The sequence below is a fragment of the Sporichthyaceae bacterium genome, assembly GCA_036269075.1.
Taxonomy (GTDB): Bacteria; Actinomycetota; Actinomycetes; order Sporichthyales; family Sporichthyaceae; genus DASQPJ01.
Genome location: DATASX010000117.1, coordinates 135,399 through 159,515, shown reverse-complemented (window position 1 = coordinate 159,515; position 24,117 = coordinate 135,399). Strand labels below are relative to the sequence as shown.

The window sequence follows — 24,117 nt, the reverse complement described above, 5'->3', positions numbered from 1 at the left end:
TTCGCCCGCCGCCGGACCGCATTCGTCGCAAGCAGAAAGGGGTGCGGAAGATGTCCGTCGCCGCACCGGTGCGCGTGCTGTGCGTCGGGGGTTCCACCCGACCCGGCTCGGGTTCCGAATCCGCGATCAAGGTCTGTGCTGCCGCCGCCGCGGCCGCCGGCGCCGAGATCGACCTCATCACCGGACGGGACCTGCTGTTCCCGATCTACGACACCGAGACCGCCGAACGGGACCCGTTGGCCCGCCATTTCGTCGAAGCGGTCCGCGCCGCCGACGCGTTGATCATCGCTTCGCCGGGTTACCACGGCTCGATGTCGGGGATGCTCAAGAACGCCCTGGACCACCTCGAGGACACCCGCAACGACGACCGGGTCTACCTCGACGGGATGCCGGTCGGCTGCGTCGCGGTGGCCTACGGCTGGCAGGCCACCGTCTCGACGTTGCACAGCCTGCGGGTCACGGTGCACGCGTTGCGCGGTTGGCCCTCGCCGCTCGGCGCGACCTTGAACGTGTCGTCGGGCAAGATCTTCGATCCATCCGGGGCCTGCGTCGAGGACTCGGCGCGATTCCAGTTGGAGACCGTTGCCGCTCAGGTCGTGGAGTTCGCGAAGCTGCGGAAGGCGGGCCTCGCCAGTCTCGCCACGGTCGGGACTGCCGGGGGTCTCGCTTGAGGCCGACGCTCGACGACCTGCGTCAGGACCTGGAGGCGGAGACCGCCGCGCTGCTCGACCTCATTCGCCCGCTGACCGAGACGCAATGGCGCACGGACACGCCCGCCGACGGCTGGACCATCGCCGACACCGTCGGGCACCTCGCTTACTTCGACGAGTCGGCCGCGCTGTCCGCCTGCGACCCGGACCGCTTCAACGCGCAGGCCGCGGTGCTGATGGAACGCGGGATGGACTTCCCGGACCGGTTGGTGGTGGAGTTCCGCTCCCTGACGGGTCGTCAGGTGATGGCCTGGTTCGAGCGCGTCCGGGCCGAGCTGATCGACCGCAGCGCCACTCTTTCGACGTCGACCCGGGTGCCCTGGTACGGCCCGTCGATGAGCCTGGCGTCCTTGCTGACGTCGCGAATCATGGAGACCTGGGCGCACGGCCAGGACGTGGCCGACGCGCTCGGCGTGAAGACCGAGCCGACGGCTCGACTGCGGCACGTGGCGCACATCGGCGTCGGGGCGCGCCCGTTCAGCTATTCCATCCGGGGCCTGGCCACGCCGACGACGCCGTTGCGCGTGGAGCTGTGCGCGCCGGACGGCGGGCTGTGGGTCTGGGGCCCGGCGGACGCCGCGGACCAGGTCGTCGGTGATGCATTCGAGTTCTGCCGGGTGGTGACACAACGGCAGCATCTGGCCGACACTTCGTTGCAGGTCGTCGGCGAGCACGCCAACGGCTGGATGCAGATCGCGCAAGCCTTCGCGGGCGCGCCCGGACCGGGCCGCCCGGCCGAGGCGGAACAGGTGGCGTAGGAGATGGATTTCCGCGAGTCGACCGAACATCGTGACCTGCGCGCCGCGGTCGCCTCGATAGCCCGGAACTTCGGGCCGGAGTACTACCTGGCGCACACCGCCTCCGGCACGCCCACCACTGAGCTGTGGGCCGAGGTCGGCAAGGCCGGGTTCCTCGGCATAAACGTCCCCGAGGAGTACGGCGGCGGGGGCGCCGGGCTGACCGAGCTGGCGCTCGTGTGCGAGGAACTCGGCGCGGCGGGTTGTCCGTTGCTGCTCATCGTCGTGTCGGCCGCGATCAGCGTCGAGGTGCTGAGCAAGTACGGCTCCGACGCGCTGCGCGCGGAGTTCCTGCCGCCGTTGGCCTCCGGCGAGCGCAAGATCGTCTTCGCGATCACCGAGCCGGATGCCGGGTCGAACAGCCGTGAGATCAGCACCACGGCCACTCGTGACGGCGACGACTACCTGCTGCGGGGCACCAAGTACTACATCTCCGGGTTCGACGAGGCCGAGCACGTGCTCGTGGTGGCGCGCACCGGCACCGACCCGGCCGGGAACGGCCTGTTGTCGCTGTTCCTGGTCGACACCGACGCCCCGGGGCTGGTGGCGAATCACCTGCCGGTCGACGTGAAGATGCCGGAGAAGCAGTTCACGCTGTTCTTCGACGACGTGCGGGTCCCGGCGTCCCGGCTGATCGGCGTCGAGCACGAGGGCTTCAAGCAGGTCTTCCACGGGCTGAACCCGGAACGCATCACCGGGGCCGCGCTGTGCGTCGGTGTGGGTCGGTACGGGTTGGCCCGCGCCGCGCAGTACGCCAACACCCGCGAGGTGTGGGGCCGTCCGATCGGGACCCACCAGGGCGTGGCGCACCCGCTGGCGCAGGCGAAGATCGAGGTCGAGCTGGCCGCGCTGATGACCGCGAAGGCCGCCTGGCTGCACGACGCCGGACTGCCCGCCGGGTCGGCCGCGAACATGGCCAAGTACGCGGCCGCGGAAGCCGGCATCGCCGCACTCGACGCGGCGATCCAGAGCCACGGCGGCAACGGGGTCAGCTCCGAGTTCGGGCTGATCCCGTACTGGGGCATGGCCCGCCTGCTGCGCATCGCGCCGGTCAACCGCGAGATGATCCTGAACCATGTCGCGCAGCACGACCTCGGGCTGCCCAAGTCCTACTGAGCGAGGAGCCCAAGCGGACAACGGCACTGATCCGCTCGTCCCCAGCTCGGCCGGGGTCTCGGCACGGATGTCGCGTCAGGCCCGGGCGCACACCGCGCCCGAGGTTGCGCTGCGCCGGGTCCTGCACCGGGCCGGGTTGCGTTACCGCGTCGGGCTCCCCGTACCGGGAATGCGCCGGCGGACGATCGACGTGGCGTTCACCCGGGTGCGGGTAGCGGTGTTCGTCGACGGGTGTTTCTGGCACTGCTGCCCGCAGCACGCCACCCAACCAGCCGCGAACTCCGGGTGGTGGGCGGCCAAACTCGCCGCGAATGTCGCCCGGGACGCCGCCACCACGGCACATCTGGAGTCGTTGGGCTGGACGGTGGTACGGATCTGGGAGCACGACCCCCCTGAGGCGGCCGCCGAACAGGTGGCTGCGGTGGTGCGTGACCAGGTGGCGGAGGCCGCTCGCTAACCTCCTCGTTTGCGAGCAACCGGGAGGGCGCGCAGGATGACAGCGGTCGAGAGCGGGACAGCGCCGAGGTCGTTGGCCGACTCGCTGAGCAAGCGTCAGGTCAACATCATCTTCCTGACGATCGTGCTGGGCATCCTGGTCTCGGCACTCGACCAGACGATCGTCTCCACGGCCCTGCCGACGATTGTGGGCGACCTGGGCGGCCGCGGGCACGTGTCCTGGGTGGTCACCTCGTACATCCTCACCGACACGATCGCCACGGTGCTGGCCGGACGGTTGGGCGATCTGTTCGGACGCAAGCTGGTGTTCCAGGCCTCGGTGGTGATCTTCCTGGCCGGGTCCGCGCTGTCCGGCGCGGCCTCCTCGATGGACACGCTCATCGCCTGGCGCGCGATCCAGGGCATCGGTGCGGGCGGCCTGACCGTCACCGCGACCGCGCTGATCGGCGACGTGATTCCGTTGCGCGAACGCGGCAAGTACTCCGGGCTGATCGGCGCCGTCTTCGGCGTCACCACGGTCATCGGTCCGCTGCTGGGCGGCTTGTTCACCGATCACCTGACCTGGCGCTGGGCGTTCTACGTGAACCTGCCGATCGGCGCAGTCGTCGTGCTGCTGGCCCAGACCTCGTTGCCCGGCATAACCCAGAAGGTCAAGCCGGTCATCGACTACGCGGGCACGGCGTTGATCACCGTCGCGGCCGGCGGCGTGGTGCTGGCCACCAGCCTCGGCGGCACCAGCTACTCGTGGACCTCGCCGATGATCCTCGGCCTTTACGCCGCCTCGGCGCTCGGCACGATCGGATTCGTGCTCGTCGAGAGGCGCGTCCGCGAGCCGATGCTGCCACTGCGGTTGTTCCGCGACCCGGTGTTCTCGGTGATCCAGGTGCTGGCGTTCGTCGTCGGCTTCGCGATGCTCGGCGCGATCACGTTCCTGCCGTCGTACCTGCAGTACGTGAAGGGCGTCGACGCGACGACCTCCGGCCTGCGGACGCTGCCGATGGTCGTCGGGCTGCTGGTCACCTCGATCGCCACCGGCATCGCCGTCAGCCGCACTGGGCGCTACAAGATCTTCCCGTTGACCGGCTTCGCGGTGATGGCGGTAGGGCTCTGGCTGCTGTCGCGGCTGAACCCGGACACCGGCTACCCGACGATGGCCGGCGCGATGCTGGTGCTCGGGCTGGGCATCGGCCTGTCGATGCAGGTGCTCACGTTGATCGTGCAGAACACCACCGCGTACTCGGACCTGGGGACGGCGACCAGCGCGGTCACGTTCTTCCGGACGCTGGGCAGCTCGGTGGGGACGGCGGTGTTCGGGGCCATCTACGCGAACGCGCTCCTGCCCCGGTTGACCTCCGCCCTCAAGGAGTCGAAGGGGCTGGACCCGAACAGCATTTCCACCCCGAAGGCCCTGCACGCGCATCCGAAGCCCCTGATCGCCAAGGTCATCTCGGCGTACTCGGACACCTTGCACGTGGTGTTCCTGTGGGCGGTCCCGGTCGCCGGCTTAGCGTTCGTGGTCGCGATCTTCCTGAAGGAGGTCCCGCTGCGCGGGATCGCCCGGGTCGAGGCGACCAACATCGGCAGCGGCTTCGGCCTGCCCGACGGCGACTCGCTGCAGCAGCTGGAGATCGCGCTGGGCAAGCTCATCAAGGCCGAGGGAACCGCGCAGCTGCCGGTGCTGCGCGCCGAGTCCGGGACGGTGATGAGTGAGTCCGACATGTGGTGCGTGATCCAGGTCCGCATCCGGCGCCAGATCGGGGACACCGCGGATCTCTCGCGCATCGCCCTGCAGATAGGCGTGCCGGCCGCGGTCCTGCTGCCCGCGTTCAACAACGCCTGCAACGGCGGCTACCTGACCGGGCCGATCGACGACCTGATCCTCACCCCCCGAGGGGTCGAGGAGGCTGACAAGGTCCGCGCTGCCTGGCGCCGGTGGATTGTCGGGCGCCTGTCGCCACTCGGCGCCGACGACCCGGAGGCCCTCGACACCGCGCTGGACCACCTGGCCCGAGTCACCTTCGCCGAGCCCACCGTCCCGGCCTGACGCCCGGCCCCGGACGCCCGGGCGCGCGGTGGGAAGAAGCCTGACGTAGGACGTAGGCCGTTCGAGTCAACCGCCGAGGCGGAGCTCCTTCTGCATGCGCACGACGGTGCCTGCGGGGCCACTCTCGATGACGGCGTGGTCCATCAGGTTCTCCATGAGCTTCCGGCCCCGGCCGCGGTTGCCGCGGTCCAGCGGCTCCTTCCAGGCCCCGCAGTCGGAGACGACCAACTCCAGGCTCTCCTCGACGAACGCGGCCCGGACTTCCACACTGCCGAGGGCGGGCCCGTACGCGTGCTCGAGCGCGTTCGTGCACGCCTCGCTGGCCGCGATCAGCACGTCGTCGATCCAGTCCGAGTCCGCGCCGATGGCCGCCAGCCACTGCCGCAGCGCACGGCGCGTGGGGGACAGCTCGACGGCTCCCTCGGTCAGCGTGAAGCAGAACTGGCTCGGGACGACCGGCGCATCAGCCATCATCATGCTCACCTGCCAGGAATTCGGCGACGATCCGGTCGGCCGCGTGTCCGGGCGAGAGCTCGGCCGCGCGGACCTGTTCGGTCAATTCCGCTCCCAGCTTGCGGATCTGCGGCGAATCCCGCAAGCGCTGATCGAGGTCGTCATGGACGCTGCTCCACATCCAGTCGACGCGCTGCTGCTGCTGACGACGCGTCAGACCGCCGGTGTTGGTGAGATGCGCGAGGTGCGACTCGAGTGCCTCCCAGACCTCCTCGAGCCCGTCGCCGGTCATCCCGCTGCAGGTCAGCACCGGTGGCGTCCAGCCGGTCTCGTCGTGGCCGAGCAGGTGCATCGTGCCGGATAGCTCGCGCGCGGCGACCCGGGCCTCGCCCGCGGCCGCGCCGTCGGCCTTGTTGACCGCGACCACGTCGGCGAGTTCCAGGACGCCCTTCTTGATGCCCTGCAGGCTGTCGCCGGTGCGAGCCAGGGCCAGGAGCAGGAACGTGTCGGTCAACTGCGCCACGGTGGTCTCCGACTGCCCGACGCCGACGGTCTCCACCAACAGAGTGTCGTATCCGGCGGCCGCGAGCACGGTCATCGCGGATCGCGTCGCCCGCGCGACACCACCGAGGGCACCCGCAGTGGGCGAAGGCCGGATGAACGCCTTCGGATCGGCGGACAGGCGGGCCATGCGGGTCTTGTCGCCCAGAATGCTGCCGCCGCTACGGGCCGACGACGGGTCGACGGCGAGAACCGCGACCCGATGGCCGCGCCCGGTGAGCAGCGTCCCGAACGCATCTATGAACGTGGACTTGCCCGAGCCGGGTACGCCGCTGATGCCGATGCGGCGGGCGCCCATCGCGTTGGGCCCGAGCTCGTCGAGGAGCCGACCGGCAGCCTCGCGGTGCTTACTGCTGGTGGACTCCACCAACGTCACCGCGCGCCCGATGGCAGCGCGCGACCCCGCTCGGACCTCGTCGACCAGCTTGTCCACGTCGAGCTTCGCCACGGGTCAGTGCTGCGCGTTGAGCATCGCGATCAGGTCCAGCGCCGCGTCCGGGATGACCGTGCCCGGGGTGAACACGAACGCTGCGCCCGCCTCGTGAAGCGGGGCCACGTCCGACGGCGGGATGACCCCGCCGACCACCACGACGATGTCCCCGCGGTCCAGGTCGGCCAATGCTGCCTTCAGCGCGGGCACCAGCGTCAGGTGCCCGGCGGCCAGCGAGGAGACCCCGACGATGTGCACATCGGCCTCGACTGCCTGCCGTGCGACTTCCTCCGGGGTGGAGAACAGCGGGCCCACGTCGACGTCGAAACCGAGGTCGGCGAACGCGGTCGCGATGACCTTCTGGCCGCGGTCGTGCCCGTCCTGCCCGATCTTCGCGACCAGGATTCGTGGTCGCCTGCCGTGCTCGGCCTCGAATTCGGCGGCGGCGGCACGGACCTCGGCGATCTTCGGGTTGTCGCCTGCCTCGCTGCGGTACACGCCGGTGATCGTACGGATGTTGCCGGAGTAGCGGCCGAACACAGCCTCCATCGCGTCCGACATCTCCCCGACGGTGGCGTGCGCGCGGGCCGCGTCGATGCAGCGGGCCAGCAGGTTGTCCTCGTCGCCCTTGGGTTCGCGGGCGGCCGCGGTCAGCGCCGCGAGGGCGTCCTGGCAGGCCGCCTCGTCGCGTTCGGCGCGCAACCGCGCCAGCTTGGCCAACTGCTTCTCGCGCACCGCGCCGTTGTCGACCGCGCGCACCTCGATGTCGTCGGCCCCGGAGACCCGGTAGCGATTGACCCCGATGACTGTCTGGGTTCCGGAGTCGATCCGGGCCTGGGTGCGTGCCGCGGCCTCCTCGATGCGCATCTTCGGGATCCCGGCCTCGATCGCCTTGGCCATCCCGCCCGCCGCCTCGACCTCCTCGATGCGGTCCCACGCGCGCTTGGCGAGTTCCTGCGTGAGCCGCTCGACGTAGGCGCTGCCGCCCCACGGGTCGATGACCCGGCAGGTCCCGGACTCCAACTGCAGCAGCAGTTGGGTGTTGCGGGCGATCCGCGCGGAGAAGTCGGTGGGCAGCGCGAGGGCCTCGTCCAGGGCGTTGGTGTGCAGCGACTGGGTGTGCCCCTGGGTCGCGGCCATGGCCTCGACGCAGGTGCGCACGACGTTGTTGAACACGTCCTGCGCGGTCAGCGACCAGCCGGAGGTCTGCGAGTGGGTCCGCAGCGACAACGACTTCTCGGACTTCGCGCCCTGCGACTTCACGATCTGAGCCCACAGCAGGCGCCCGGCCCGCATCTTGGCGACCTCCATGAAGAAGTTCATGCCGATCGCCCAGAAGAACGACAACCGCGGTGCGAACGCATCGATGTCCAGACCGGACGCGACGCCGGCGCGCAGGTACTCCAGACCGTCGGCGAGCGTGTACGCCAGCTCGAGGTCGGCGGTCGCCCCGGCCTCCTGCATGTGGTAGCCGGAGATCGAGATCGAGTTGAACCGGGGCATGTTTCGGGAGGTGAACCCGAAGATGTCGGAGATGATCCGCATCGACGGCAGCGGCGGGTAGATGTAGGTGTTGCGGACCATGAACTCCTTGAGGATGTCGTTCTGAATGGTCCCGGTCAGGGCCTCCGGCTTCACCCCCTGTTCCTCGGCGGCGACCACGTAGAGGGCCAGGACCGGCAGCACCGCGCCGTTCATGGTCATCGAGACGCTCATCTTGTCCAGCGGGATGCCGTCGAACAGCTGCCGCATGTCCAGGATCGAGTCGATCGCCACCCCGGCCATGCCGACATCGCCGGTCACCCGCGGGTGGTCGGAGTCGTAGCCGCGGTGGGTCGGCAGGTCGAACGCGATCGACAGACCTTTCTGACCCGCAGTCAGATTCCGGCGGTAGAAGGCGTTCGACTCCTCGGCGGTGGAGAACCCGGCGTACTGCCGGATGGTCCAGGGCTGGTTGACGTACATGGTCGGGTACGGGCCGCGCAGGAACGGCGCGATGCCTGGCATCGTCTGCAGGAAGTCGACCTCTGCCAGGTCGCCCGCGGTGTAGAGCGGCGGGACGTCGATGCCTTCCGGCGTCCTCCAGGCGGCCTCCGCCGGCGCGCGGCCGGCCTGCTTCTGAAAGGCTGACGCCCAGTCAGTTTCGTTACCGGAAACGGGTTCGTCCAGCGCGATATCGCTGAAGTCGGGGATTGTCGTCACGACTTCTTCTCCAGTTCCGCCTCCCAGCGGATGCGGGGCAGGCCACCTCCGACCGGTTCGGGCAACGTGTGCCGGTCCAGCAGACGTTCGTCGGCGACGGGGAACTTGGTGACCCCGACTATCGCGGCCTCGCCGGCGGCCAGGTCGGCGAGGCGAGCCTCGCGCGTGGCCGCCAGGTGGTCGGCGACCCAGCCGCTGTCCAGCGCGGCCACGATTCCGCCGCCCGACTCCACCTCGGTGAAGACGTCCCAGGCGGCCTGGGCCATGGCCTCGGTCAGCGCCTCGACGTACCAGGAACCGCCGGCCGGGTCGACGACCGCGGTCATGTGCGCCTCCTCGACCAGCAAGGTCGGGGTGTTGCGCGCGATGCGCCGGGCCAGGGTGTCCGACCGGCCCAGCGCCGCGTCGAACGGACGAACCGTGATCGCGTCGGCCCCGCCCACGCAGGCGGCGAAGCAGGCCAGCGTCGTGCGCAGCATGTTGTTCCACGGGTCGTGCCGGGTGGTCATCGGCCACGCGGTGACGACGTGCTGGAACTGCCCGGCCGCGGGACCGGTCTCGCCGCACACCGCGGCCACCCGGGCCCAGGTCCGGCGAGCCGCCCGCAGCTTGGCGATCGTCGTGAATTGGTCGGCGGTCGCGGCAAGGCGGAACTCCAACTGGCCCAAAGCGGTTGCCACGTCCAGACCGGCCTCGGTCAGGGTGCGCAGTGTGGCGACGCCCGCGGCCAGGGCCAGACCCAGTTCTTGGGCGTCGGCGGCGCCGGCGTCGTTGTAGGCCAGCCCGTCGACCGCGGCCGTGCGCAGGTTCGGCCACGCGGTCGCGACCCGTGGTGCCAACTTGCCGAGCTCAGCACGCAACGCCTGCGCTGCGGCCGAGTCGCCGCTGCGGGCCAGCGTCCCGACCGGGTCGATGCCCAGACAGCCGCTGAGCACGTGCCCGCCGAACCCGCGAGCCGTGGCGGCGCCGAGGAACTGCTCGGCCGCGGCAGCGCCTTCGCCCCCGGAGTCCAGGCTCACACCCGCGACATCGAGCAGCACCTCGGAAAGCACCGCGGGAATGTCGGCCACCGCGGTGCCCGCCGGACCGATCGACAGCCACACCGAACTGGCCCCACCCTCGAGATCCTCGAGGAGTTGCTCGGCCGCGAGTTTCGGGTCCGGGTCGGCAATGTGTGCCCGGACGTCCCAGCCGGTGCGGTTGCCCGCCGCGGTCCGGCCACGGGTGAATGGGGCCGCGCCGGGGGCACCGGTGGCCGGCGCGGCGGCAGGTGTCACATCGGTGTAGAGCGGCGCGATCTTCAGCCCGTCCGCGGTTCGGGATGTCAGCGCGGCGACCGCACCGGCCGCGTCGGCGACCTCGACGCCGGAGCGCGCGAGGACTTTCGCCACCAGCGACTGCCACTGCTCGACCGAGGCCGGCGGGAACTGCGCACCGAGCACCAGGTTTTCCACCGGGCCAGGCTACTGTGCCGCGTCAGGTGCTTCGTCAGGTCATCGAATCGACCGGCGCTCCCGCGAACAGTTGCACGTTGTGCGCACGTTCCACGGTGATCCCGCGCGAGGCTCGCTCCTGGTGGAGTTCGGCCAGCGAGGCCGATGCCTTCTCGATCGAGTCCTTCGACGACCAATAGGTCACCGCGGCCATGCGGCCCTCGGCGGTGTTGTTGCCCCAGTAGCCCAGTTGGAAGCCGGGCGACTTCTCGAGGCGTCGGACGACGTCCTGGACGCTCTTGCGCATGTAGTCGATGACGCTCGTGTCGGTGGGGTTTTCGGCCTTGTAGATGACGATGCGGATCCAGGTCTCGGACACGTCTGTCTCCTGTTTGCAGGTCGGGATCACGCCGCGCGGCGGCGCACCGTCGGGTCAGCGTCGTCCGAACAGCCGCCGGTGCTTCGGCTGCGTCTCCTCCTCGGCGTCCGCCGCCCACATCGCGATGGCGGGCACGGTGAACAGCTGCACGTTCTGCACGCTCTCCACGACGATCCCGTGCTCGCGGCGCTCCGCCTGGAGCTTGCCCAACTGGGTGCCGGCCTTTTCGATGGCGGCCTCGCTGCTCCAGTACGTGACCGCTGCCATCGTGCCCTCGTCCGGGTCCAGTCCCCAGTAGCCGAGTCGGAACCCCGGTTGGCCCTCCAGCAGTGCCAGTGTCTGCGCGGTGCTGCTCTTCATGTACTCCAGAGCACTGGGGTCGTTCGCGTCCTGCGCCCGGTAGATGACCACCCGCAACCAGGTCTCGCTCGACATGCCGCCTCCATCCGTCGCATTTCCGCCAGCGCTGCTTCACCTCAGCTTCCTCCCGGTGATCACGGCGGGGCAAGACCGGGTGGCCTCGGGATTGCCCGTCGGCCTGAGCGGCCGTCAGAACCGCGAACGCGGCGGTCTAGCATGTGCCGACGACGCCGAGAGGGGCGAGCCATGAGTCTTGCGGGCCGCACGTTGTTGATCTCCGGCGCCAGCCGGGGGATCGGGTTGGCGATCGCCCTGGCCGCTGCTCGTGACGGCGCCAACGTCGCGTTCATCGCGAAGACCGCCGAGCCGCACCCGAAGCTCGAGGGCACGATCTACACCGCGGCCGCCGAGATCGAGGCGGCCGGTGGGCAGGCGCTGCCGATCCTCGGCGACGTCCGCGACGAGGAGTCGGTGGGCGCCGCAGTGGCAATGACGGTCGAGCGCTTCGGCGGCATCGACATCTGCGTGAACAACGCCAGCGCGATCAACCTGGCGCCGGTCGAGCACCTCGACGTGAAGCGCTACGACCTGATGCAGTCGATCAACTCGCGTGGCACGTTCTTGCTCTCCAAGGCGTGCATCCCGCACCTGAAGAAGGGCACCAACCCGCACATCCTCACGCTCTCCCCGCCGATCTCGCTGCGCCCGGACTGGCTGGGCGCGCACGCCGGGTACACCGTGGCCAAGTTCGGCATGACGCTGCTGGCGCTCGGCCTGGCCGCCGAGCTGGCCGAGGCCGGCGTCGCGTCGAACTCGCTGTGGCCGCGCACGCTGGTCGCCACCGCCGCGGTGCGCAACCTGCTCGGCGGCGACGATGCGATCGCCGCCGCGCGGCGGCCCGAGGTCTACGCCGACTCGGCGTACCGGATCCTCACCTCGCCCAGCCGCGAGTGCACCGGCAACCAGTTCCTCTGCGAGGACGTCCTGGTGGCCCACGGCGTCACCGACCTGTCGGCCTACGACGTCGTGCCCGGCGGCAAGCTCCAGGCGGACCTCTACGTCGACGACGTCAATCCGCCTGGCTACAGCGGCAACTGACGGTCCGTCAGGTCAGATAGTTGCTCAGCTCGATCAGGTTCGCGTCCGGATCGCGGAGGTAGACGCTGAGCATCTGCCCGATCGCGCCGCTGCGCTCGACCGGGCCCACCTCGATGGCCACCCCGGATCGCTCGAGGGTTGCGACCACCTCCGCGAGCGGATCGTCGACGACCAGGCACAGGTCAGCGCTGCCGGGTGTGGGGCGAAGCGCCTTGGGTTCGAACTCGTGTCCGGCGAGGTGCAGGTTGATCTTGCTGGAGCCGAAGTTCAGGGCCTTCCTGCCGTCGTCGAAATCGACGGCTGTCATCCCCAGCACTTCGGTGTAGAAGGCCGTCGTGGCGTCGATGTCGGCAACGGTCAGCACCAGATGGTCGAGTCGGCTCACCTTCATCCGCCACCGGCCACGAAAGTCACCCGGCCGACGGTCGTGCCGTCGGCCAGGTGCTGCAGCCCGTCGGCAACGTCGGCCAGCGCCAGGCGCTGACCGACCAACGGCTTGAGCTTCCCAGCTGTGGCCAGTTCGGCCAGCGCTGCCTGACAGACGGTGATCGCCCCCGGGTCGCGTTCCCGGTACAGCCCCCAGTGCAGCCCGATCACCGAGTAGTTCTTGATCAACACGTGGTTCAACGCCGCCTGCGGGACCTCGCCGCCGGCGAAGCCGATGACCAGGATCCGGCCCTCGAACGCAATGCACTTGGTCGACTGGGTGTAGGCCGAACCGCCCACCGGGTCGTAGACCACGTCGACGCCCCGGCCGCCGGTCGCGTCCTTGACCGCCGCGACCACGTCCTCGGTCCGCCGGTCGACGACCACGTCGGCGCCGAGGTCCCGGGCCACCTTGGCCTTGTCCGCCCCGCCGACGACCGCGATCACGCGGGCGCCCGCGGCCTTGCCGAGTTGCACGGCCGCGCTGCCCACGCCGCCGGCCGCGGCGTGCACCAGCAGCGTCTCGCCGGGGGACAGCGAGGTCCGACGATGCAACGCGAACCAACCGGTGTGGTAGGCGATCAGGAACCCGCCGGCCTCGGCATCGTCCAACGCCGCCGGCGCCGGGAACGTGAACCGGGCGTCCAGCACGGCGTAGTCGGCGAACCCGCCGTGCGGCAGCAGCGCGGCGCCGATCACCCGCTGTCCGGGCACCGCCTCGGTCACCCCGGGGCCGACCTCGACGACATCGCCGCAGACCTCCACCCCCGGTGTGAACGGCAACTCCGGTCGCTCCTGGTACATGCCGCGGCACATCAGCACGTCGGGGAAGTTCGCCGCCGTGGCCCGCACCCGGACCAGCACCTGACCGGGCCCCGCGGTGGGTTGGTCGACCTCGCCGAGTTTCAGCACGGCGCGCGGTTCACCCGCGCCGGTCACCTGCCAGGCCCTCATCCGTGTTCCCTCCGTGCCGTCCGACCGCTGTGCGCACCCTTCGGTCCGAATGGCAAATCCGGACGAACCCGCATTGTTCTCCTAATGGTTTGAGAACTGTCGGGGGTACATGCGAGCCTCACGGCCATGAGTCTTCTCCCTGCCTCCCGAGGCGCCGACGCCGACCTGGCGATCTGCGCGCGGGGACTGGTCAAGCGCTACGGCGCGAAGGTCGCGCTCGCGGGTGTCGATCTCGACGTGCGGCGTGGCCAGGTGTGCGGTCTGCTCGGCCCGAACGGCGCCGGTAAGACGACCGCGGTCCGCATCCTGACCACGTTGACCGCGGCCGACTCCGGCGCCGCGACCGTGGCCGGGATCGACGTGCGCACCGACCCGATCGGGGTGCGCGCCGCGTTGGGCCTGGCCGCGCAGGACGCGACAGTCGACGGCAAGCTCACCGGCCGGGAGAACCTGGTCATGATCGGCGAGCTGCATCACCTCGGCCGGAAGGCAGCCAAGCTGCGTGCGCAGCAGTTGCTCGAGCAGTTCTCGTTGACCGAAGCGGCCGACCGGCGCGCCGAGCAGCACTCCGGCGGGATGCGGCGGCGGCTCGACCTGGCCGCCACGCTGGTGGCCCGGCCGCCGGTGCTGTTCCTGGACGAGCCGACGACCGGACTGGACCCGCGGGCCCGGCTGGAGCTGTGGGAGGTGCTCGACCAACTGGTGGCCGGCGGCTCCACGATCCTGCTGACCACGCAGTACCTGGAGGAGGCCGACCGGCTGGCCGACGAGATCGTCGTGGTCGACCACGGCCGGGTCATCGCCCGGGGCGACTCGCGCAGCCTCAAACGCCAGGTCGGCGGCGACCAGTTGCACGTCGTGGTCACCGACGAGGCCGACCTGGCCCGGGCGGTTGCACTGGTGGAACGGGTTGCCGGCGGCACGGCCAAGGTCGATGCTCCGGCTCGGGCGGTCAGTGCCCCGATCACCGGTGGGCCCGCCGCGGTCGCCGAGCTGGCCATGCTGCTGACCACCCACGCGATCGCGGTCGAGGACCTCGGGCTGCGCCAGCCCACGCTCGACGACGCATTCCTCGCGCTGACCGGCAAGCCCGTCGCCGAGCAGGAGGAGTCCGCCACCGCGCCCGAGGCCTCGCCGATCGAGACGTCCGGCAGCGCCACGCAACGGGTGAGGTTCGAGGTCTGATGGCAGGGGCAGTGGCAGTGTCGAGCTCGGCTCCCGCGTCGTCCCGACGTCGGTCCACGCTGGTCAGCGACAGTTGGGTGATTGCCCGGCGGTGCCTGCTGCACATGCGCCGGCAACCCGAGGCGCTGTCCGACGCGACCATCCAGCCGATCATGTTCGTGCTGTTGTTCGCGTTCGTGTTCGGCGGGGCGATCGACGTGCCCGGCGGCGGGAACTACAAGGAGTTCCTGATGGGCGGCATCTTCGCCCAGACGATCGTGTTCTCCGCGTTCGGTGTGGCGATGTCGCTGTCCAACGACCGCAACAACGGGGCGATCGACCGCTTCCACTCGATGCCGATCGCACCGGCCGCGGTGTTGTGCGGCCACGCGACGGCGAGCCTTCTGCGGGCGCTGCTGCCGATCACGCTGATGTCGCTGACCGGCGCCGCGATCGGTTGGCGCATCCGTGGCGGTCCGGTCGCCACCGTCGAGGCCTACGGGGTGATGATCGCGTTCTCGTTCGCGATGATCTGGATCGGCGTGCTGCTCGGCAGCCTCTGCAAGACCCCGGAGGCGGTACAGGGCGTCTCGTTCGTCGCGATCTTCCCGATCACGTTCGTGGCGAGCACGTTCGTCCCGTACGACACGCTGCCGAACGGGCTGCGCCCCTTCGCCGAGTGGAACCCGACAACCGCACTGTCCGAGTCGCTACGCCAGTTGTTCCACAACCCGGGCGGGCATCCGGCGGCGACCGCGCCGTGGCCGATCGTGCACGCCACTGAGTACACGCTGCTGTGGATGTTCGCGATCGTGGCGATCTGCGCGCCGGTGGCGACCCGGGTCTACTGGCGGAAGTTCCGCGGCTGACTAGAAGTTGGAGGCCGCGCCGACCGCCGGTCGCAGCCGGCCGACGAAGTCCGGGCGGATGCGGGCCGCCAGCGCGGTCGCTGCCGACGGGTCGCCGACCCCCGCCGAGCGCAGCACCTCGCAGGTGGCCTCCTGGTCGAGGCCCTCGAAGTGTCGCAATGCGTACGCGGCCCGGGTCGCCGGCAGCAGCCACGCCAACTCCGAGGCGCCGGCCGAGCTGTCCACCCGGCGCAGCGCCCGGGTCGCCGAGGTGGCGCCGGTCGAGCGCCGTCGGCCGGCAGTCAGCGCCCAGCGGACCACGTGGGCCCGGAGCTGCTGGTACTCGGTCGGTCCCGCGCTCCCCGGGGTCGGGCGCAGGACGTGCTCGACGGCCATGCGGGCGATCAGGGACCGGCGGTCACCGAGCACCGGCGACAGGATCGTGTACGCCAGATGCACGAGCCTGGCGCGGTTTTCCCGACTGGCGAGCGGTGCGGCCCTAACAGGAATGACAGGTCCGGGCATGGCGTCGTCGCCTTCCTGCCGGTGGCACGCGAGGCCGAGTCGCGTTCGGGCGATGATGCCACCCGGTGGAGACGATCTTCCGGCGGGGTGCGGCTGCTGCTGATTCGGGAGGTAGCGCGGAAATTGACCGTTCGGTTCCACTCGCCTGAGCCGAACGCCCGATGGCATCGCCAGTACGGGTCCGTACGGTCGATTGAGGCGAGTGGAACGAGCGCTCCCGCTGCTTTCGACTGGAACGAACGGGAGCGCTCGTTCCCGAGCCGATCGAGACCGTCGACGAGCGCAGCGCGGACCACCGTCTTGGATCAAGCTTGTACGTGGACGGGGGAACGGGATTGACCCGCTTGGCGGAGTTCGTGCTGCGACGGCGGAAGACCGTGATGGTCTTCTGGCTCGCGATGGTCGTCGTCGGCATGTTCACTGCCGGGCAGACGTCGAAACGACTTTCCGTGGACTTCTCGCTGCCGGGTCAGCCTGGCTACGAGACCGCGAAGCAGATCGAGGCCACCTACGGCAACGGCGGCACGATGCCCCCGTCGATCGTGGTCGTGACGGTCCCGCAGGGGACCACGGTCAATGCTCAGCAGACCAAGATCGATTCGGTCATCGCGCAGGTCCAGGCCGCCGCCCCCGATGACCGGATCGTCGACTACTCGACCACGAACGACCCGATCTTCCTCACCACCGACCAGCGGACGACCTACGCGCTGGCCTACCCGCCGCCGTTCAAGTCGTTCACCCAGAAGCTGGACACCGTCGCGATGCAACCGGTGCTCGCGCAGGCGGAGCAGACGACCGGGTTCGACTGGGGGGTCACCGGCTATTCGCAGCTGTCCCAGGGCGGTGGTAAGTCCAACGGCCCGAGCATCCTGACCGAGACGATCATCGGCGGCCTGGGTGCGCTGGCGGTGCTGGCGTTCCTGTTCGCCTCGTTCCTCGCGCTGGTGCCGCTGGTGATCGCGGCCGTGTCGATCCTCAGCACGTTCAGCATCGTGTTGCTCGGGACCTACGTATTCAACATCAGCTTCGTCGTCCAGTTCCTGATCGCCCTGGTGGGTCTCGGGGTCGCGGTCGACTACTCGCTGCTGCTGGTCAACCGCTGGCGTGAGGAGCGGGCCCACGGCCGCGACAACCACGAGGCGGTCGTCGTCGCGATGACGTACGCCGGGCACGCCGTGCTCGCCAGCGCCGGCACGGTCGCCGTCAGCATGTGTTCGCTGCTGGTGATCCCGGTTCCGCTGCTGCGCAGCATGGGCGTCGGCGGGATGCTGATCCCGCTGGTCAGCACCGCGGTCGTCATGACGCTGCTGCCCGCGCTGCTCGGTGGCATCGGTCCCCGAGTCGACTGGCCGCGGATCCGCAACGAGTCCCGCGCCTCCCGGGCCTGGTCGGCCTGGGCCCGCGGCGTGATCAAGTTCCGGTGGCCGGTCGCGGTCGGCACGCTGGGCCTGCTGGCCGCACTGATCGTCCCGATCTTCGGCATCAAGATCGGTGAGACCCAGACCGGCGCGCTGGCGCACACCGGCGCCGCGTACACCCAGTTCCAGACGTTGACCGATGGCGGCGTGCCGACCGGCGTGGTCTCCCCGATGGAGATCCTGGTCAAGGGCCCGGACGTCGATTCCTCGATCAACCAGGTCGTCACGGCGGTGAAGGCCGTGCCGGGCATCGCGAGCGTCGACGCCCCGGACGACCCGGCCTGGCGCAAGGACGGCTCCGCGGTCGTCCAGGTCATCCCGGCCGTCGAGACCGTCGACTCGACCAAGGCGCAGATCGCCAACGACGTACGCAAGTCGATCGAGAACATCCCCGGCGTGGTCGGGGTGTCCGGCACCGGGCCGACCGTCCTGGACTACATCAACGCGGTCTACAAGAACTTCCCGTACAGCCTCGCCGTGATCGCGATCGTGACGTTCCTGCTGCTGGTGCGCACGTTCCGGTCGATCCTGCTGCCGATCAAGGCCGTGCTGCTGAACATCATCTCGGTCAGTGCGACCTTCGGCGCCACGGTGCTGTTCTGGCAGGACGGGCACGGTTCGCAGCAGATCTTCGGGGTCGCGCCGACCGGCGCGGTGACGTTCTGGCTGCCGGTGCTGATCTTCGCTTTCCTGTTCGGTCTGTCGATGGACTACGAGGTGTTCATCCTGGCCCGCATGCGGGAGGAGTACGACCGCACCGGCAACACCAACGCCGCAGTGGTCGAGGGACTGGGCCGCACCGGTCGGCTGGTGACCGGCGCCGCCACGATCCTGTTCCTCTCGTTCCTCGCGCTGGCGGCCTCGCCCGGAACCGACATCAAGGTGTTCGCGACCGCGCTGGGCATCGGCATCCTGCTCGACGCCACGATCGTGCGAGCGCTGCTGGTGCCGGCCCTGGTGGCCCTGTTCGGCAAGTGGAACTGGTGGCTGCCGGACTGGGTGGCCAAGGTCCTACGGATCAAGCCGGTCGCGATCAGCGGCGCGCGGGTCCCCGCGCAGGCCACCGGCCCGGGTCAGATCGACGACGTTCCGTCGCAGATGGCGCGCTTCGACCTGTAGCGCTCACCGGCCCGTCGGCGTACTCGGACGCAGGTCACGGCGCAGTGGGTGGTCGGCCGGCACCTCGACCAGCACGATCGCGAGCTCGTCCGGGTCGGCGATCCAGCACTCGATCAGCCCCCACGGCTCCAGACGTGGCTCCCGGCGCACCGGTACCCCGAGCGCGGCCAGCCGCTGGTGCTCGGCGGCGACGTCCCGCACCTGCAACCACAGCGCTACGCCTGGCCGGGCCGCCTGCTCCACCGCCGCGGACACCTCGAGCAGCCCGTTGCCCAGGAAGAAAACCGTCCCCGGGGCGTCGGACGGGCCGAACTCCCGGGCCACGGCCAGGCCGATGATGTCGCGGTAGAAGGCCACCGACCGGTGATGGTCGGTGGGATGCAGGAGCACACGGCTGCTCAGAACGTCCATGCCCAAGAGGGTGTCTCACGTGGCCGTTCGTAGCGAGCCGATGCCAGGTCGGACGATCGGCCGCTGTGGGGCCGCTGTGATTCGGCTCCCGGAGGTAGCCTGGCCCGAAGCTCACCGCGGCCGTCGGGCGACCTGGACGGCGGTCGCCCAACCGGCCACGACGCAGGCGGCGGCGGGCGCGCCGGTGAGGTAGCTGCCCCGAAGGCCGGCTTTCCGGCCCGGGCGGCTGCCGCACGGCACCAGAAGCCCCCGGGTAGGGCGCCATTCGACGTGTCCCGGGGGCTTCGTCGCGCCGGATCAACCAGTGGTCGCCTTGGGCTTGGCCGATGTGGTAGCCGAGGCGGCCGGCGAGGCCGACGGCTCCGGGCTGGATGTGCCGGCGACGGTTGCCCCGCCGGCTCCGATCACGCCCTTGGCGACCTTGTCCGCGGTGTCCTCGGTGAACCACAGGTTGTGGTCCGGGCCTACGGTCAGGCCCGCGACGACGCTGGTGCTGCTGGGGGTCGGGAACGCCTTGACCACACCGGCCGGGGTGATCTCGTCGATCTTGCCGTCACCCTGGGCGGCCCACAGGTTGCCGTCCGGCCCGGTGACGATGTCGCCGAGGGCGGCATTGGCGTCCGAAACCGCGAACTCCTTGATGGTCCCGGTCGGCGTGATCTGACCGATCTTGTTCCCGGCGCCCTCGGTGAACCACAGGTTGCCGTCCGGCCCGGTGATGATCCCCTCCGGGCTCGACTTGGCCGTCGGCACCGCGAAGTCCTTGATGGTTCCCGAGGTGGTGATCTGGCCGATCTTGTTGCCGTCCTCCTCGGTGAACCAGAGGTTCTTGTCCGGGCCGGTGGTGATCGAGGCCGGGCTGCACCCGTCGCTGCCGCAGTTCGGCAGCGAGAATTCCTTGATGGTTCCCGAGGTGGTGATCTGGCCGATCTTGTCCCCGTCGTTCTCGGTGAACCACAGGTTCCCGTCCGGCCCGGTGGTGATGCCGTCAGGGGTGCACCCGTCGCCGCCGCAGTTGGTCGGCAGGACGAATTCCTTGATGACCCCGGCGGGCGTGATCTGGCCGATCTTGTTCCCGTCGCCCTCGGTGAACCACAGGTTGCCGTCCGGCCCGGTGGTGATGCCCGAGGGGCCGGCCGACGCGGTGGGGACAGCGAACTCCTTCACGGTCCCGGTGGGCGTGACCGTGCCTATCTTGTTGCCGTCGTTCTCGACGAACCAGAGGTTGCCGTCCGGCCCGACGGTGATCTCGCCAGGCGTGGCCGAGGCGGTCGGGATCGAGTACGAGGTGAAGCTCGGCGAGCCGACCACAGGCGTGGAGTCGGTCGGCGGGGCCGAGGCGGTGTCGCTCGGCGTGCTCGCGGACCCGGAGCCCGCGGGGGCCTGCGACGAGGAGGAGGAACTGGAGCACCCGGCGAGCAGCAAGGTGACCACGGCGAGGCCGAGCACACCGGCTGTGGTGCTGTGGCGGCGAAGTTTGAGAGTCACACGATCAACTTACGGGCTGATCATCCGGCGACACGACGATTCCACGAGGTCCAAACTGACTCACAGTCAATTTAATGAAGTGCCGAGCCGATTGCAGGCTGTTGACGCCAGGGATCACAGTAACGCGGCCGCCGGGCTCCGCACGCTCAGCGCAGGAAGCCAACCCGGGATCGGATGTGACGAACAGTCACGTAAAGGTCGGCTCCGGGCGGGACGGGCCGTACCGGGCGAACCGGGAGCGTCCGGGCAAGGGCGACAGCACACCGCCGGGCCCGGTGACCCCGCGACGTCCTCCCACGCCCTCGGCGCCATCGGCTAGTGCCCGTCGGTCCCGGCGTGCGAGCCGTCGCCGGAGGTCAGCCGCAGCCGGGAGGCCTTGATCTCGGCCTCAGCGGCCGCCCGGTCCACCCAGGTGGCGCCCTCGACCGACTTGCCCGGCTCGAGGTCCTTGTAGACCTCGAAGAAGTGCTGGATCTCCAACCGGTCGAATTCCGGCAGATGGTGGATGTCGCGGATGTGCTCCATGCGCGGGTCGTTGGCCGGCACGCAGAGCACCTTGTCGTCGCCGCCCTTCTCGTCGGTCATCCGGAACATGCCGACCGCGCGGCAGAGGATGAGGCAACCGGGGAAAGTGGGTTCCTCCAGCAGGACCAGGGCGTCCAGCGGGTCGCCGTCCTCACCCAGGGTGCCCTCCACGAAGCCGTAGTCGGCGGGATAGCGGGTCGAGGTGAACAGCATCCGGTCCAGCCGGATGCGTCCGGTTTCGTGGTCCACCTCGTACTTGTTGCGGTGGCCCTTGGGGATCTCGATCGTGACGTCGAACTGCAGGGGCGTTTGCACGACAGTTGGGCACCTCGTCTGGACAGAGCTCGCGACGGCACCGGCCGCGCGACTGGTCGCCCCATTCTCCACCGTCCCAACTCGTCGACTTCTGCTGCCTGTCCCACCTTTCGGAGCGGCTCGACAGGTGCGGCAGGCAGCAGAAGTGCGGAATTGGGGGGAGCTGTCGCTAGGGTGCCGGACGTGCGGGGGCGATCGGCGGTGTGCGGCGTTGCGCTGCTGGTGGTCGCGGTCGCCCCGCCGGCGGCGGCCGGCCCGACCCCGACGCCAGGTCCGGCAACGGTCACGACCGCGACCGAACTGAGCCCGATCTTCGCCGCGCAGGGCGCCGAACCGACCTCGACCGGCCTGGCCGCCCGGCTGGCGAAGCTGCTCACGAACAGCGCGCTCGGTCCCCACGTCGGGCTGGAGATCGTCGACGCGGGCACCGGCACCCCGCTGTTCAGCCAGGGCGGCGACGAGGGTTTCACCCCGGCCTCGACCACGAAGCTGATGACCGCCGCCGCGACGCTGGCCACGCTCGGCCCGGAGGCCCGGTTGCACACCCGGGTGGTGCTGGAGCCCTCGGCGCCGGAGCCGACGCCAACACCGGCGACCGTCGCGCCCACCCCCAGCGCGCCACCCGAGCGCACGATCGTGCTGGTCGGCGGCGGCGACCCGCTGCTGACCTCGGTGGCCACCGGCAGCGACGACCTGTACCCGTACCCGCCCCGGGCGCACCTGGACGACCTGGGGATCCAGACCGTCCAGGCCCTGCACAACGCCGGGATCGACCGGGTCCGGCTGCGCTACGACACCTCGTTGTTCAGCGGCCCGGCCGCCGCCCCGGAGTGGGCGAAGAGCTACACCCACGACGTGGTCGGCTCGGTCGTGTCGCTGGCCGTCGACGCGGGCCGCGCGGACCCGCTGCAGGAGGGCCGGGTCGCCGACCCGGCCGCCCGGTCCGCGGCGCTGTTCGTGAACGAGCTGACCGCGTCCGGGATCACCGTGCTGGACAAGCCCGCCCCGGCGACCGCGACGCCGGGTGCCCCCACGATCGGCGACGTCGCCTCGGCGCCGCTGTCGGCGATGCTCGAGGAGATGCTGGAGAACAGCGACAACGACGTCGCCGAGGCGATGGCCCGCCAGGTCGCCATCCACGACGGGCGGCCCGGGACTTTCACCGACGGTGCCGCCGCGGTCCGCACCGAGGTGAGCAAGCTCGGCGTCGACCTCACCGGGGTGACCACCTACGACGGCAGTGGGTTGTCGCGGCAGGACCGCATCCCGCCCCGCGTGCTGGCCCAGGTCATCGCAACCGCTGCCGGCGGGCCGGCCTGCGAGTCCCTGCCCTCCGGCCCGTGTCCCGCCGCGCCGCCCGGCGTCGCGCCGAATCCGGCCCTGCGGGTGCTGGTGGCCGGACTGGCCGCTGCCGGGGTGAACGGGACGCTTGGTCCGCACTTCGTCGACAGCCAGTCCCGGGCCGCGCGGGGCATCCTGCGCGCCAAGAGCGGCAGCCTGCAGGGCGTGGTGTCGCTGGCCGGGATCCTGCCCGACGCCGACGGGCGCCTGCTCACCTTCGACGCCGTCGCCGATCAAGTGGCCCCCGGATTCGGCCTGGCTGCCCGGGTGGCCATCGAACGCATCGCCGCCGCGCTTCTTACCTGCGGCTGCCGCTGACGTCCCGGGCCCGCCCCCCTCTGCAGGTGGGTATCTGCACGGGGCGGATCGGGTGACGGAAGCGCCCTGAGGCCAAGGGGTCTGCGTAGGGTGGGGCCATGGGGAGCGAGCCGGGGAAGAACGAAGTCGTCGACTGGGATCTGGCCGCGCAGATCGGCCGCAAACTCGTGGCCAGGTCGCCGGTCGTGTCGACGTTCGAGGCCATCGAGGTGGTCGACCAACTGCGGCGATTCGCCGCCGAGTCGGTCGGGCACGTCCAGGAGTTCACCGGCCTCACCGCGCCTGACCCGGGCCCGCCGACCCTGGTCGTCGACCGGCAGCGTTGGGTCGAGGTCAACGTCGAGGGCTTCGCCAACCAGGTCCAGCCGCTGATGGACAAGATCGCGGCGACCCGGACCAACCAGATCTCGGGAGCGATCGGCGCGGTCGGCCGCCGGGTCAGCGCGCTCGAGGTCGGGTTCCTGCTCTCGTTCGTGGGCTCCCGGGTGCTCGGGCAGTTCGAGCCGTTCCTGCCCTCGATCGGGGCGGCGGGCCGGGGCACGCTCCTGTTGGTGGCGCCGAACGTGGTCGCGGCCGAGCGGGACATGAAGCTGCGTCCGGACGACTTCCGCCGCTGGGTGTGCCTGCACGAAGAGACCCATCGGGTCCAGTTCACCGCCGTGCCGTGGATGCGGGAGCACATCGCGGGCCTGATCCGGAAGTTCCTGCTGGCCACCGAGGTCGACCCCGGGGTCATGCTCACCTGGGCCAACAACGTCAGTCGCGCGGCCGGCGACATCGTGCGCGGCAGGGGCAGCGTCAGTCTCATCGACCTGCTCACCAGCCCCGAGCAGCGTGAGCTCCTCGACCAGCTGACCGCGGTGATGAGCCTGCTCGAGGGCCACGCCGAGTTCGTGATGGACGGCGTCGGCCCTACCGTGGTGCCAACCGTCGAGGCGATCCGCCTCGCATTCAACGCACGCCGGGCCGGCAGCTCCAGCCTCGACTCGATGCTGCGCCGGCTGCTCGGCCTGGAGGCCAAGATGCGGCAGTACCGCGACGGCGAGGCGTTCGTCTCGGCGGTCGTCGCGCAGGTCGGCATGACCGGGTTCAACCAGATCTGGGCCGTTCCACAGAACCTGCCCACGCTCGCCGAGGTGCACGAGCCGGCGGCCTGGGTGGCCCGAGTGCACGGTGGGGTGCGCCGGGTGCAGCCGGTCGCCGCGGCCCCCGAGCCCCGGTAACGG

The 24,117-nt window shown here is 70.2% G+C and carries 23 protein-coding genes; 11 read left to right on the top strand and 12 right to left on the bottom strand.

All coding sequences use genetic code 11. The features are described 5' to 3' along the window. Positions 1-50: 50 nt before the first annotated feature. From VHU88_21825 to VHU88_21805, 5 genes are read left to right on the top strand one after another with little or no spacing between them, the layout of a single operon-like run. Positions 51-671 carry an NAD(P)H-dependent oxidoreductase gene (locus VHU88_21825; GenBank protein HEX3614340.1) on the top strand — a complete coding sequence of 207 codons (621 nt, stop codon included), beginning with the start codon at positions 51-53 and terminating at the stop codon, positions 669-671. Continuing rightward, positions 668-1,468 (top strand): TIGR03084 family metal-binding protein, encoded by an 801-nt coding sequence (locus tag VHU88_21820; protein HEX3614339.1) that lies wholly within the window; start codon positions 668-670, stop codon positions 1,466-1,468. The genes VHU88_21825 and VHU88_21820 overlap by 4 nt, the downstream gene beginning before the upstream one ends. Before the next feature lie 3 nt (positions 1,469-1,471). Next, on the top strand, positions 1,472-2,623 hold the full coding sequence (locus VHU88_21815) for an acyl-CoA dehydrogenase family protein (protein HEX3614338.1): 1,152 nt from the start codon (positions 1,472-1,474) through the stop codon (positions 2,621-2,623). Further along, on the top strand, positions 2,583-3,080 hold the full coding sequence (locus VHU88_21810) for a very short patch repair endonuclease (GenBank protein ID HEX3614337.1): 498 nt from the start codon (positions 2,583-2,585) through the stop codon (positions 3,078-3,080). The genes VHU88_21815 and VHU88_21810 overlap by 41 nt, the downstream gene beginning before the upstream one ends. Positions 3,081-3,116: 36 nt before the next feature. Then, a complete protein-coding gene (locus tag VHU88_21805; GenBank protein ID HEX3614336.1) occupies positions 3,117-5,123 on the top strand; it encodes an MDR family MFS transporter in 2,007 nt (668 codons plus the stop codon). Between the two features lie 66 nt (positions 5,124-5,189). Here the strand turns inward: VHU88_21805 and VHU88_21800 are convergent, their stop codons facing one another. The 6 genes from VHU88_21800 to VHU88_21775 are packed head-to-tail and all read right to left on the bottom strand — an operon-like array spanning position 5,190 to position 11,016. After that, positions 5,190-5,594: an ATP-binding protein gene (locus tag VHU88_21800; protein HEX3614335.1), complete on the bottom strand. Its 405-nt coding sequence runs from the start codon at positions 5,592-5,594 to the stop codon at positions 5,190-5,192. Beyond that, positions 5,587-6,585 carry a methylmalonyl Co-A mutase-associated GTPase MeaB gene (meaB, locus tag VHU88_21795; GenBank protein HEX3614334.1) on the bottom strand — a complete coding sequence of 333 codons (999 nt, stop codon included), beginning with the start codon at positions 6,583-6,585 and terminating at the stop codon, positions 5,587-5,589. The genes VHU88_21800 and meaB overlap by 8 nt, the downstream gene beginning before the upstream one ends. A 3-nt stretch (positions 6,586-6,588) precedes the next feature. Then, positions 6,589-8,769, bottom strand: a complete 2,181-nt coding sequence (gene scpA / locus VHU88_21790) for a methylmalonyl-CoA mutase (protein ID HEX3614333.1) — start codon at positions 8,767-8,769, stop codon at positions 6,589-6,591. Next, the gene (locus VHU88_21785; protein HEX3614332.1) at positions 8,766-10,223 is read right to left on the bottom strand and encodes a methylmalonyl-CoA mutase subunit beta; all 1,458 of its coding nucleotides are present in this window, start codon (positions 10,221-10,223) and stop codon (positions 8,766-8,768) included. Before VHU88_21785 ends, scpA begins: the two co-directional genes overlap by 4 nt. A 34-nt stretch (positions 10,224-10,257) precedes the next feature. Beyond that, positions 10,258-10,581 carry a hypothetical protein gene (locus VHU88_21780; protein ID HEX3614331.1) on the bottom strand — a complete coding sequence of 108 codons (324 nt, stop codon included), beginning with the start codon at positions 10,579-10,581 and terminating at the stop codon, positions 10,258-10,260. Positions 10,582-10,635: 54 nt separating this feature from the next. Further along, positions 10,636-11,016: a hypothetical protein gene (locus VHU88_21775; GenBank protein ID HEX3614330.1), complete on the bottom strand. Its 381-nt coding sequence runs from the start codon at positions 11,014-11,016 to the stop codon at positions 10,636-10,638. Positions 11,017-11,187: 171 nt separating this feature from the next. Here VHU88_21775 and VHU88_21770 point away from each other — a divergent pair, with 171 nt between their 5' ends. Then, positions 11,188-12,039 carry an NAD(P)-dependent oxidoreductase gene (locus VHU88_21770; GenBank protein HEX3614329.1) on the top strand — a complete coding sequence of 284 codons (852 nt, stop codon included), beginning with the start codon at positions 11,188-11,190 and terminating at the stop codon, positions 12,037-12,039. A 7-nt stretch (positions 12,040-12,046) separates the two neighbouring features. On the opposite strand, the gene VHU88_21765 is transcribed toward VHU88_21770, so the two are convergent. Together VHU88_21765 and VHU88_21760 are read right to left on the bottom strand one after the other, a co-directional pair. Further along, a complete protein-coding gene (locus VHU88_21765) occupies positions 12,047-12,430 on the bottom strand; it encodes a VOC family protein (GenBank protein HEX3614328.1) in 384 nt (127 codons plus the stop codon). Beyond that, positions 12,427-13,419, bottom strand: a complete 993-nt coding sequence (locus VHU88_21760) for an NADPH:quinone oxidoreductase family protein (protein HEX3614327.1) — start codon at positions 13,417-13,419, stop codon at positions 12,427-12,429. Before VHU88_21760 ends, VHU88_21765 begins: the two co-directional genes overlap by 4 nt. 126 nt (positions 13,420-13,545) lie before the next feature. Here VHU88_21760 and VHU88_21755 point away from each other — a divergent pair, with 126 nt between their 5' ends. Both VHU88_21755 and VHU88_21750 read left to right on the top strand, forming a co-directional pair. Further along, entirely contained in the window at positions 13,546-14,604 is a 1,059-nt protein-coding gene (locus VHU88_21755) for an ATP-binding cassette domain-containing protein (protein HEX3614326.1), read from the top strand. 77 nt (positions 14,605-14,681) lie between these two features. After that, a complete protein-coding gene (locus VHU88_21750) occupies positions 14,682-15,452 on the top strand; it encodes an ABC transporter permease (GenBank protein HEX3614325.1) in 771 nt (256 codons plus the stop codon). Here VHU88_21750 and VHU88_21745 read toward each other — a convergent pair whose 3' ends face one another. Next, positions 15,453-15,890 (bottom strand): hypothetical protein, encoded by a 438-nt coding sequence (locus tag VHU88_21745; protein ID HEX3614324.1) that lies wholly within the window; start codon positions 15,888-15,890, stop codon positions 15,453-15,455. A gap of 401 nt (positions 15,891-16,291) precedes the next feature. Between VHU88_21745 and VHU88_21740 the strand changes: the two genes are divergently transcribed. Further along, the gene (locus VHU88_21740) at positions 16,292-18,493 is read left to right on the top strand and encodes an MMPL family transporter (GenBank protein ID HEX3614323.1); all 2,202 of its coding nucleotides are present in this window, start codon (positions 16,292-16,294) and stop codon (positions 18,491-18,493) included. Positions 18,494-18,496: 3 nt separating this feature from the next. Here VHU88_21740 and VHU88_21735 read toward each other — a convergent pair whose 3' ends face one another. The 3 genes from VHU88_21735 to VHU88_21725 form a co-directional block, all read right to left on the bottom strand. Next, a complete protein-coding gene (locus VHU88_21735) occupies positions 18,497-18,904 on the bottom strand; it encodes a VOC family protein (protein ID HEX3614322.1) in 408 nt (135 codons plus the stop codon). A 297-nt stretch (positions 18,905-19,201) separates the two neighbouring features. Then, the gene (locus tag VHU88_21730; GenBank protein ID HEX3614321.1) at positions 19,202-20,392 is read right to left on the bottom strand and encodes a hypothetical protein; all 1,191 of its coding nucleotides are present in this window, start codon (positions 20,390-20,392) and stop codon (positions 19,202-19,204) included. Positions 20,393-20,707: 315 nt separating this feature from the next. Continuing rightward, positions 20,708-21,220 (bottom strand): inorganic diphosphatase, encoded by a 513-nt coding sequence (locus tag VHU88_21725; GenBank protein HEX3614320.1) that lies wholly within the window; start codon positions 21,218-21,220, stop codon positions 20,708-20,710. A 195-nt stretch (positions 21,221-21,415) separates the two neighbouring features. On the opposite strand from VHU88_21725, the gene VHU88_21720 reads away from it, so the two are divergent. Further along, positions 21,416-22,891, top strand: coding sequence for a D-alanyl-D-alanine carboxypeptidase (locus VHU88_21720; GenBank protein ID HEX3614319.1), 1,476 nt, complete (start codon positions 21,416-21,418; stop codon positions 22,889-22,891). A 98-nt stretch (positions 22,892-22,989) separates the two neighbouring features. Next, positions 22,990-24,114, top strand: a complete 1,125-nt coding sequence (locus VHU88_21715; GenBank protein HEX3614318.1) for a zinc-dependent metalloprotease — start codon at positions 22,990-22,992, stop codon at positions 24,112-24,114. Positions 24,115-24,117: the final 3 nt, after the last annotated feature.